Origin of the sequence: Streptomyces sp. CT34 (genome assembly GCF_000805335.1) — a bacterium.
Lineage (GTDB): Bacteria > Actinomycetota > Actinomycetes > Streptomycetales > Streptomycetaceae > Streptomyces.
Genome location: NZ_KN708638.1, coordinates 6,176,373 through 6,185,691, shown reverse-complemented (window position 1 = coordinate 6,185,691; position 9,319 = coordinate 6,176,373). Strand labels below are relative to the sequence as shown.

Sequence of the window (9,319 nt, the reverse complement as noted above, 5' to 3'; positions counted from 1 at the left end):
AAGGACCCCCGCCCCCCCGCCCCTTCGTCAAACCGACAGGCGGGTGGTGTACGGCCACCGGGAGGGCTACCGTACGCGCCGGTAGCCCCGGGGATGACCGACGGGCCGCGCGTCCTTCCAGCGGCCGTACAGCGGCCCCGCGGCCCTCCTCAGAGCGGTAGCACCACCCGCATGTCGAGCCCGCCGCCCTCCCGCGGCTCGGCGGTGATCGTGCCGTCGTGGGCGCGCACCACCGACCGCACGATGGACAGCCCCAGGCCCACGCCCTTGTCGCTGCCGGTCCGCTCCGTACGCAGCCGCCGGAACGGTTCGAAGAGGTTCTCCACCTCGTAGGCGGGGACCACCGGGCCGGTGTTGGAGACCACCAGTACCGCGCAGCCGGGCTGCGGCTCGGTGGTGACCTCGACCCAGCCGTTCTCGGGGACGTTGTAGCGCACCGCGTTCTGGACGAGGTTGAGCGCGATCCGCTCCAGGAGGACGCCGTTGCCCTGGACGAAGACCTGCTGCCGGACGCCGCGCAGCTCCACGCCCTTGGCCTGCGCCTCCTCGCGGGTCTGGTCGACGGCCTGGGAGGCGACCTCGGACAGGTCGACCGGCTTCTTGTCGACGATCTTGTTCTCGCTGCGGGCGAGCAGCAGCAGGCCCTCCACCAGCTGCTCGCTGCGCTCGTTCGTCGCCAGCAGCGTCTTGCCCAGCTGGGTCAGCTCGGGTGACGCGTCCGGGTCGGCGAGCTGGACCTCCAGCAGGGTGCGGTTGATGGCAAGGGGGGTGCGCAACTCGTGCGAGGCGTTGGCGACGAAGCGCCGCTGCGACTCGAAGGCGCGGTCCAGGCGGTCCAGCATCTCGTCGAAGGTGTCCGCGAGTTCCTTGAGCTCGTCGTCGGGCCCGCCCAGCTCGATCCGACGGTGCAGATCGGAGCCGGCCACCCGCTGCGCGGTGCGGGTGATGCGGCCCAGCGGGGACAGCACCCGGCCGGCCATCGCGTAGCCGAAGGCGAAGGCCACGATGGTCAGCCCGAGCAGCGCCAGCAGCGAGCGGTTCAGGAGGCTGTTGAGGGCCAGCGCGCGCTGGTGCATCAGGCAGTTGGTGACGGCCTCCTGGAGCAGCTGCCCGGACGTCTCGGTGGGCAGCGCGCAGGTGTCACTGGTGGACTGGAACTTGCCGCCGAGGATCTTCAGCGGGAGCGCACTGCCGTCGTGCAGCGCCGCGGCGGCGAGCATGTAGATGATCGTGAGCAGCACGATGCCGGCCATCAGGAACATGCCGCCGTACAGCAGCGTGAGCCGTATCCGGATGGTGGGGCGCAGCCACGGGAAGGGCCGGACGTTGACCGGCTTGGGGTCCCAGGCCGGCTTGGGCGGCGCCGGCGGCGGTGGGGCGGCCGGCTTGGAGAAGGAGGGCAGGGAGGGCATCGCCGGTCAGATCCGGTATCCCGAGCCGGGGACGGTGACGATCACCGCGGGCTCGCCGAGCTTGCGGCGGAGCGTCATGACCGTGACCCGGACGACGTTGGTGAACGGGTCGGTGTTCTCGTCCCAGGCCTTCTCCAGGAGCTGCTCGGCCGAGACGACCGTGCCCTCGCTCCGCATCAGGACCTCCAGGACGGCGAACTCCTTCGGGGCGAGCTGGACCTCCTTCCCGTCGCGGAAGACCTCGCGGCGGTTGGGGTCGAGCCTGATGCCGGCGCGCTCCAGGACGGGCGGCAGCGCGACGGTCGTACGGCGCCCCAGGGCGCGGACCCGCGCGGTCAGCTCGGTGAAGGCGAACGGCTTGGGAAGGTAGTCGTCCGCGCCGATCTCCAGGCCCTCCACGCGGTCGCTGACGTCGCCGGAGGCGGTGAGCATCAGGACGCGGGTGGGCATGCCCAGCTCGACGATCTTGCGGCAGACGTCGTCTCCGTGGACGAGTGGGAGGTCGCGGTCGAGCACGACGACGTCGTAGTCGTTGACCGCGATCCGTTCCACCGCGGCAGCGCCGTCGTAGACCACGTCGACGGCCATGGCCTCCCGGCGCAGTCCGGTGGCCACCGCATCGGCGAGCAGCTGCTCGTCCTCGACGACGAGAACACGCACGTCGCTAGTCCTTCCTCACGGCCCTCATGAGCAGGGCACAACAATGTCCAGAGCTCTTCCATCCTGCCCCGAAGAGCCATAAACCGGCTGTAAGAGGGGCCTGGAGGGGGTGCGGGCGGGCGGACGCGAGGATTCCCGGGCGAGTTGAGGTTTCCCTGAGGATGCCCGTGGGGAGGACGTCTGCACACCCGCGATCACGCCCTGTACCGGCGTCATGCCACGATCCCCACCCGCAGGGACCACGCCGTGATCGACCCACCCGTCGGCACACCCCCGTGCCACCGACCCACGACGAGGGGGCGCACATGGACGCGTTCACCGCAGGCATTCTGCAGCGCATAGAGAAGACCGAAGCCGATCTGGACCGGGCCCGCGCTACGGGCGACGACCACCTCGCCGAGGTGGAACAGGCGGAGCTCGAGGACCTGCAGCGCCTGGCGACCGAGCACGGGGTGCGCTACGGCGCCATCAGCGCCTGACTCCCCGGCCCGGCACGAACCGCGGCAGCGCCCCGGCACCAGCGATGGTGCCGGGGCGCTGTCCTGTGCGCCCGCGGAGCGGGTCAGTCGTGCCAGGCGCCGAGGCCGTCGAGCAGCGGCTGGAGCTCGGCGAAGAGGTCCGGTGAGGCGGCGAGCGTCAGCTCGTGGGAGGCGGCCTTGCCGGGGCGGCCCCCGGTGAGCGCGCCGGCCTCGGTGGCGATCAGCACGCCGGCCGCCAAGTCCCAGGGGTTCAGCCCGCGCTCGTAGTAGGCGTCGAGCCGGCCGCAGGCCACGTCGCACAGGTCGATCGCGGCCGAGCCGCCCCGCCGGATGTCGCGGACCTGCGGGATCAGGGCGCGGGCGACCTCGGCCTGGGCGGCGCGGCGCTCGGTGAGGTAGCCGAAGCCGGTGCCGACGAGGGCCTGGGAGAGCGGCGGGGCGGGCCGGTGGCGGATCGGCTCGCCGTTGCGGCGGGCGCCGCGGCCCAGGACGGCCTGGTAGGTCTCCTGGCGCATCGGGGCGGCGACCACCCCGACCACCGTCTCGCCGTCCTGCTCCGCCGCGATGGACACGGCCCAGGAGGGCAGCCCGTACAGGTAGTTGACGGTGCCGTCCACGGGGTCGATGACCCAGCGGACGCCACTGGTGCCCTCCACACCGGCGCCCTCCTCCCCCAGGAAGCCGTCGTCGGGGCGGTGCTCCCCGATGAAGTCGGTGATCAGCTTCTCGGAGGCGAGGTCCATCTCCGTGACGACGTCGATGGGACTGGTCTTGGTGGCGGCCACACCGAGGTCGGCGGGGCGGCTGTCGCGCAGCAGGGTGCCGGCGCGGCGGGCGGCTTCCAGGGCCAGTTCGAGGAGTTCGTCGCGGAGGGGGTCGGGGTGCTGCGGGTCGGGCACGATGCTCCTTGCTCGGGCGAGGGACGGGGCCGTACGGGGCCTGGGCGACGGGGGTTACGCGGGAGCCTGGGCGACGGGGCCCTCCCAGTCGGCGCCGGCGGCGGCCGGGCGGGGGGCGCGGGCGGGGCAGCAGCCGAGGGGGCAGAGGTCGTGCCCGGCGCCGAGCGTACCCAGGGCGCAGCGCTCAGGGGTGGCGCCCCGTTCGGTGGCCGCGCGCTCCAGGAGGAGGTCGCGGACGGCCGCGGCGAACCGCGGGTCGGCGCCGACGGTGGCCGAGCGGGCGACCGGCAGTCCCAGTTCGGCGGCCTTGGCGGTGGCCTCGGTGTCGAGGTCGTACTTGACCTCCATGTGATCCGAGACGAAGCCGATGGGCGCCATGACGACGGCCGGGACGCCGGCGCCGTGCAGCTCCTCCAGGTGGTCGCAGATGTCGGGTTCCAGCCACGGGATGTGCGGGGCGCCGCTGCGCGACTGGTAGACGAGCCGCCAGGGGTGGGCGACGCCGGTCTCGTCCCGTACGGCGTCGGCGATCACCTGCGCGACGTCCAGGTGCTGCGCCACGTAGGCGCCGCCCTCACCGCCCTCGGTGTGCTCGGCCGGCGTACCGGAGGTGTCGGCGGCCGCCGTGGGGATGGAGTGCGTGGTGAACGCGATGTGGGCGCCGGCCCGGGCGTCCTCGGGGAGTTCGGCCAGGGAGGCCAGCACCCCGTCGATCATCGGGCGGATGAAGCCGGGGTGGTTGAAGTAGTGCCGCAGCTTGTCGACCCGGGGTACCGGCAGGCCCTCGGCCTGGAGGGCGGCGAGCGCGTCGGCCAGGTTCTCGCGGTACTGCCGGCAGCCGGAGTACGAGGCGTAGGCGCTGGTGGCCAGGACGGCGATACGGCGGTGGCCGTCGGTGACCATGGTGCGCAGGGTGTCGGTCAGGTAGGGCGCCCAGTTGCGGTTGCCCCAGTAGACGGGCAGGTCGAGGCCGTGTTCGGCGAAGTCCTTGCGCAGCACGTCGAGGAGTTCCCGGTTCTGGGCGTTGATGGGGCTGACGCCGCCGAACAGGAAGTAGTGCCGGCCCACCTCCTTGAGGCGCTCACGGGGGATGCCGCGGCCACGGGTGACGTTCTCCAGGAAGGGCACGACGTCTTCGGGTCCCTCGGGTCCTCCGAAGGACAGCAGCAGCAAGGCGTCGAAGGGGCGGGGATCGCGCTGTTCGGGCATGCCTCCGATCCTCCCACCCCGGCCCCGGATACGAGGGGCCAGGCCCCCGGTGTGGCCGGCCGGAACCCGGCGGAAATCGGGAGGCGCCGGGCACCCCTTCGCCCGTAAGCTGTATCGGCCACAGACGTTCCTTACCGAGTTTCGGTCCTCACCTGGCGGAGCACCCCCGTTGCCCAGTCCCTACCGCGCCATCTTCGGCCGCCCCGGCACCAAGTCCTTCTCCGCCGCCGGGCTGCTGGGCCGCATGACGCTGTCGATGACGGGCATCGGCGTCGTCACGATGGTGTCCCAGCTGACCGGCCGCTACGGCCTGGCGGGGGCGCTGTCCGCGACGATCGCACTGTCGGCGGCCCTGATCGGCCCGCAGATCTCCCGGCTGGTCGACCGGCACGGCCAACGGCGGGTGCTGCGTCCGGCCACCCTGGTGTCGCTCACCGCGATCGCCGGGCTGCTGCTCAGCGCTCAGCAGCGCTGGGCGGACTGGACGCTGTTCTGCTTCGCGGCGTGCGCGGGCTGTGTGCCGAGCGTCGGCTCGATGGTCCGGGCCCGCTGGGCGGAGCTGTACCGGGGCGCCCCGCGCGAGCTGCACACCGCGTATTCGTGGGAGTCGATCGTCGACGAGATGTGCTTCATCGTCGGCCCGATCCTGTCCATCGGCCTGTCCACTGCCTGGTTCCCGGAGGCCGGGCCGCTGCTGGCCGCGGTATTCCTGGCCACGGGGGTCTTCTGGCTGACCGCGCAGCGTACGACGGAGCCGGTGCCGCATCCGCGGGAGCAGCACGCCAGGGGGTCGGCGCTGCGGTCCCGGGGGCTGCGGGTGCTGGTGGGGACGTTCGTCGCGACCGGCGCGATCTTCGGGGCGATCGATGTGGTGACCGTCGCGTTCGCCCAGGAGCAGGGCCACAAGGCCGCGGCGAGCCTGGTGCTCGCGGTGTACGCCCTCGGGTCGTGCGTGGCCGGTGCGGTGTTCGGGCTGCTGCACCTCTCCGGGCATCCTGCCCGCCGGTGGCTGGTGGGGGTCGCGGCGATGGCGGTGAGCATGGCTCCGCTCCAGGCGGTGGCGTCGTTGACGGGATCGCTGACGCTGCTGGCCGCCGCGCTGTTCCTGGCGGGGCTGTCGATCGCGCCGACGATGGTGACGACCATGGCGCTGGTCGAGGAGCATGTGCCGCGTGCGCAGCTGACCGAGGGCATGACGTGGACGAGCACCGGCCTGGCGGTGGGGGTCGCGCTCGGCTCCTCGGCGGCCGGCTGGGTGGTGGACGCCGCCGGCGCCGACCGCGCCTATCTGGTACCGCTGACCGCGGGCGTACTCGCCGCCCTCGTCGCAGTCGCCGGCTACCGCCGGCTCCGCCCACGGTCCGCGCCGCCCCCGTCCACCCCGGCGGCCAGCGGCATCCCGTCCCTGGTGGAAGTCCCGGCCGACGAGCGGCACGACCCGTCGCGGACGAGCTGACTCATCGAAGAAATCGAAGAAGCTGCTTCCGGGGGGAAGCGACCCCAGGGAGCTGGCGACACCGGCACTCCTCTCTGCTTCATCGCGTCTGCTCCAGCACGCCCCTCTCTGCACCGTCAGAAAACCGACGCACCTCTCTGCTCCACGGTGAAACCGACGCACCCCTCTGCTCCACGAGTTCGCGTGTCACCCGCGAGGCCCGTCTCCAGCTGGTGCGCGCTCATGCTCCCGCCCGGTCCCCTGGGGGGCGGCCCCGGCAACATCCCGGCCAACTTTCCGAGTTACCGTCGGTACGACATGTCCAGGAGCCGGACGATTGCAGCCGATTCCCCAGCGGTGTGATTCCCGTCACCCCGCCTGGATGTCGTGTCGGTGACTGACATCATGCGCTGACACCAACAACGGTCGAACCCGGCCGACCCGCACAGAGGGGAGGGGACGTCACCATGGCGGTCACCGATGTCATCGGCGGCACGGGAGGACGCGGATCGGGAGGGCCCTGGCGCAACTGGGCGGGGAACGTCACCGCCCGCCCCGCCCGGGTCGCAGCACCGGCGAGCACCGAGGAGCTGGCCGCCGCGGTGCGCGCCGCCGCCGCGGACGGGCTGACGGTCAAGGCGGTCGGCACCGGGCACTCCTTCACCCCTGCCGCGGCCACCGACGGGCTGCTGATCCGCCCGGACCGGCTCACCGGCATACGCAGGATCGACCGCGAGTCCGGGAGGGTGACCGTCGCCGCCGGCACCCCGCTCAAGCACCTCAACCGGGCGCTGGCCGCGCACGGACTGTCGCTGACCAACATGGGCGACATCATGGAGCAGACCGTCTCCGGGGCCACCAGCACCGGCACCCACGGCACCGGCCGCGACTCCGCCTCGATCGCGGCCCAGATCACCGCTCTGGAACTGGTCACCGCCGACGGCTCGGTCCTCGGCTGCTCCGCCGAGGAGAACCCGGACGTCTTCGCCGCGGCCCGACTGGGCCTGGGTGCACTCGGCGTCATCAGTGAGCTGACCTTCGCCGTGGAGCCGGAGTTCCTGCTGACCGCCCGTGAGGAGCCGATGCCTTTCGACGAGGTGACCGACCGCTTCGCCGAACTGGTCGCCGAGAACGAGCACTTCGAGTTCTACTGGTTCCCGCACACCGGCAACTGCAACACCAAGCGCAACAACCGCAGTCAGGGCCCGGCGGCGCCACCCGGGAGGGTGAGCGGCTGGATCGAGGACGAGCTGCTGTCCAACGGGGTGTTCCAGGTCGCCTGCGCCGTCGGCCGGGCGGTACCGGCCGCGATCCCGGGTATCGCCAAGGTCTCCAGCCGTGCGCTGTCGGCCCGTACGTACACCGACATCCCGTACAAGGTGTTCACCTCGCCGCGGCGAGTGCGCTTCGTGGAGATGGAGTACGCGCTGCCCAGGGAGGCCGCGATCGAGGCTCTGGGGCAGCTCAAGACGATGATGGAGCGGTCGGACCTCAGGGTCAGTTTCCCCGTGGAGGTGCGGACCGCGCCGGGCGACGACATCGCCCTGTCCACCGCCTCGGGCCGGGACACCGTGTACATCGCGGTGCACATGTACCGAGGGACGCCGTACCAGGCGTACTTCGCCGCCGCCGAGCGGATCATGACGGCGCACGACGGGCGCCCCCACTGGGGCAAGTTGCACACCCGCGACGCCAGTTACCTCGCCGAGGTCTATCCGCGGTTCGGTGAGTTCACCGCGCTCCGCGACCGGCTGGACCCGGAACGCCGGTTCACCAACGGGTATCTGCGCCAGGTCCTGGGCGACTGAGCGGTGCGGTCTCCCGCCGCCCCGTGACGGCGGTGACCCGGCGTCCCTTGATGGGGCACCGGGCCACGGCCGAAGGACGGTCCACCAGGTGCGGTGGTCCGCCCCTCAGGAGGGGGGCGATCCTTCGTCAGGGATTCTTCGGAACGGGCGACTGCTGGGTGTCGGGGTTCTTCTGGCTCTGCTGGTGCCCCGGGGTCGCGCCGCCCTTGGAGTCGTCGCCGCTGCCGCCGTCGGTGCCGGTGGAGTGGCTCGGTGACGGCTTCGCGGACGAGGACGTACCGGGGCTCGGGGAGTCGGAACCGCGGTCGGAGGGCGTCGTCGACGGGGAAGGCGTACCGCGGTCCGTCCCACCGCCGGTGCCGGTGTCGCCGGACCGGCTCGGGCCCGGTGACGGCGCACCGCTGCCGCCGTCCTTGCCGCTTCCGGAGGAGTGGCCGGGGGTCGGCGCCGGGGTGCTGGGCCGGTGCGGGATGAACCCGGTGGTCAGGTTGCCGACCGTGGTGCCCTGGGCGCCGCTCGGCGTCTCACCGGTGAACAGTTCGGTGGCGGTGACGGCGCCCATCGCCAGCACGAACACGGCGAGCGCGCCGAGTGCGGGCCGCTTCCAGCCGCGCAGCCGGGTGCCGTATGTGGCGGTGTTCTCCTCCTCGTCGGCCACCGTGGAGCCGGGCCCGCCGGCCTGCGGGAGTACGGCTGTCGCCGCGGCTTCCCGGGGAGCGGCCTGGCCCAGGGCCACGGTCCGCTCGTCGAGGCGCGGGACGAGCTGCGTCCGGTCGGTGCCGTCGGTGTCCCCCGCCCGGCCGGCGCCGTTCGCCGGGCGCGGTGCGCGCGTGGCGTCGCGGCCGAGGGTGCGCAGCAGGCGCGTGGGGTCGTCGGCCGGGTGGGCGTGGGCGGGGTCGCGGCGGCGCGCCTGCTCGGCGCGCGGGATGAGCTGCGTACGGGCCGCGGCGGGGCCGGGCTTACGCGCTACGGAGGTGACGGTGTCCTCCGCGCCCTGCTTGTCGAAGGTGGGCAACACTCTGGTGGGGCCGGCGGGATCCGCCTGCCCGGTGGTGGATCTGGGTCGAGGGGTGGAGAAACGGCGTGGCTTCGGCCGTGTGGTGACGGCTGCTTCCTTGATCTGTTCGCCGGTGCGCCGGAACAGGTGCTGGAATATGGAACCGCCGGTCGTGGCGATGACGCTGACGACACCTGCGCCGATCATGGTTCCGTACAAGCTGAGCTGACCCGCGAGGTACGCGGCGACGGCTGCGGCGAGGGCGCTACCGGAGACCTGGGCGAGGCTCAGGTCTATCCGTTTCTCTTTCTTCTTCGTGTCGGTTTCGGTTTTTTCGTCCATCTCCTACCTTTGATCGCCCCTTAGATCCATATTGCATGGAGAAGTGACCAAGTGGCGGAGTCAATAGTTCCGAATCTG

At 72.1% G+C, this 9,319-nt stretch carries 8 protein-coding genes; 3 read left to right on the top strand and 5 right to left on the bottom strand.

Annotation, left to right across the window (positions count from 1 at the left end; genetic code table 11):
* Positions 1–149 precede the first annotated feature (149 nt).
* Together RZ84_RS27005 and RZ84_RS27000 are read right to left on the bottom strand one after the other, a co-directional pair.
* The gene (locus tag RZ84_RS27005) at positions 150–1,412 is read right to left on the bottom strand and encodes a sensor histidine kinase (protein WP_043266551.1); all 1,263 of its coding nucleotides are present in this window, start codon (positions 1,410–1,412) and stop codon (positions 150–152) included.
* A gap of 6 nt (positions 1,413–1,418) precedes the next feature.
* A complete protein-coding gene (locus RZ84_RS27000) occupies positions 1,419–2,072 on the bottom strand; it encodes a response regulator transcription factor (RefSeq protein ID WP_043266549.1) in 654 nt (217 codons plus the stop codon).
* A 305-nt stretch (positions 2,073–2,377) separates the two neighbouring features.
* Between RZ84_RS27000 and RZ84_RS39935 the strand changes: the two genes are divergently transcribed.
* Positions 2,378–2,551, top strand: coding sequence for a hypothetical protein (locus tag RZ84_RS39935; RefSeq protein ID WP_198540056.1), 174 nt, complete (start codon positions 2,378–2,380; stop codon positions 2,549–2,551).
* A gap of 83 nt (positions 2,552–2,634) precedes the next feature.
* On the opposite strand, the gene RZ84_RS26995 is transcribed toward RZ84_RS39935, so the two are convergent.
* Both RZ84_RS26995 and RZ84_RS26990 read right to left on the bottom strand, forming a co-directional pair.
* Positions 2,635–3,450, bottom strand: a complete 816-nt coding sequence (locus tag RZ84_RS26995; RefSeq protein ID WP_043266547.1) for an inositol monophosphatase family protein — start codon at positions 3,448–3,450, stop codon at positions 2,635–2,637.
* 54 nt (positions 3,451–3,504) lie between these two features.
* A complete protein-coding gene (locus tag RZ84_RS26990) occupies positions 3,505–4,659 on the bottom strand; it encodes a ferrochelatase (protein WP_043266545.1) in 1,155 nt (384 codons plus the stop codon).
* Between the two features lie 169 nt (positions 4,660–4,828).
* Here RZ84_RS26990 and RZ84_RS26985 point away from each other — a divergent pair, with 169 nt between their 5' ends.
* Entirely contained in the window at positions 4,829–6,115 is a 1,287-nt protein-coding gene (locus RZ84_RS26985) for an MFS transporter (protein ID WP_043266543.1), read from the top strand.
* A gap of 446 nt (positions 6,116–6,561) precedes the next feature.
* Positions 6,562–7,902 (top strand): D-arabinono-1,4-lactone oxidase, encoded by a 1,341-nt coding sequence (locus RZ84_RS26980; RefSeq protein WP_043266541.1) that lies wholly within the window; start codon positions 6,562–6,564, stop codon positions 7,900–7,902.
* A 127-nt stretch (positions 7,903–8,029) separates the two neighbouring features.
* On the opposite strand, the gene RZ84_RS26975 is transcribed toward RZ84_RS26980, so the two are convergent.
* Positions 8,030–9,241 carry a hypothetical protein gene (locus RZ84_RS26975; RefSeq protein ID WP_043266539.1) on the bottom strand — a complete coding sequence of 404 codons (1,212 nt, stop codon included), beginning with the start codon at positions 9,239–9,241 and terminating at the stop codon, positions 8,030–8,032.
* Between the last annotated feature and the right edge of the window lie 78 nt (positions 9,242–9,319).